This window comes from Dysgonomonas sp. 521, from assembly GCF_010501055.1.
GTDB lineage: Bacteria > Bacteroidota > Bacteroidia > Bacteroidales > Dysgonomonadaceae > Dysgonomonas.
Window position 1 is genome coordinate 1 of sequence record NZ_QVMO01000167.1, and the last position, 1219, is coordinate 1219.

Genomic DNA, 1219 nt, shown 5'->3' on the forward strand with positions numbered 1-1219 from the left:
CCTCAGTTAATGTCACTTTGTATCGTATTGCCATAGTTGCTTTTGTGGCAAATATACGATATTTGTCAGACATTATCAAATTGACATGACACTAGATCAGATTGTACTCTCCCGGCAGGTAAACAGCGGTCAAAACTACGATACCTATTATGTGTATGACGCTTTTGGAAATCTGAGTTATGTATTGCCACCGCTAGCCTCGGATAACCTGACCAATATAACAGACGCAGGTTCTATGATGAAAAATTATGCTTACCTGTATAAATATGACAAATACCAGCGCTGCATATCAAAGAAAATACCCGGTTGTGAACCAATCTATTATGTCTATGATAAGGCAGACCAGTTAATATTCTCACAGGATGGAGAACAAAGGACTAAGAGCGAATGGACCTTTACTATACCTGATGCTTTGGGAAGGCCTGCATTGGCAGGGGTTTGCAAGAATACATTGAGCTATACCGCCGACCCGTTAGCTACCGCTGTTGTAAAAGCTACCTACAATACAAGCCGTACCAATCTGGCAAACAGTTATACCATAACGGGGGTTACACTTTCCACTCCGTCCATCCTTTCGGCAAATTATTATGACAGTTATGCCTTTATGGGAATTACGGAAATACCCAACAATGCAAATACCCAATACAATGCGGAGACAGGTTATGCCACACGTTACACAACCGGCTATAAAGGATTGTTGACAGGGACAGCAACTGCGCAAATAGCATCTTCCGGTGCTGTATCTTCTACTTATCTTTATTCTATAATGTATTACGACAACCGGGGCAGGCTGATACAAACCAAGAGTAACAATCATTTGACAGGCGGTATTGAGAAAGAATACATTGCCTACAACTTCACAGGCCAACCCACCAAGAAGAAGCATATACATGCTGCCACAGGTAAGACCACGCAGACCGAAGTCTATGCCTACACCTACGACCATGCAGGCAGATTGTTGAAGACCACCCACCAGCTGAACAGCGGTACCACCGTCACCCTGGCCTCCAACACTTATGACGAACTGGGCAGGCTAAAAACCAACCAGAAGCATACCCATGCCAACCTGAAAACCACCTACGGCTACAACGTACGCTCGTGGACAAAAACCATTGCCAGTCCATTGTTCACACAAACATTGTATTATAACGAGGCTTATGGCATACATGGCAAACAATACAATGGCAATATCTCGGCCATGACCTGGAAGGTGGGTTCC

1 pseudogene is annotated in these 1219 nt (G+C 44.1%); it reads left to right on the forward strand.

From position 1 onward, the window contains the following. Positions 1-85 precede the first annotated feature (85 nt). Positions 86-1219, forward strand: a pseudogene (locus tag D0T84_RS21495) (RHS repeat-associated core domain-containing protein); the annotation flags it as partial.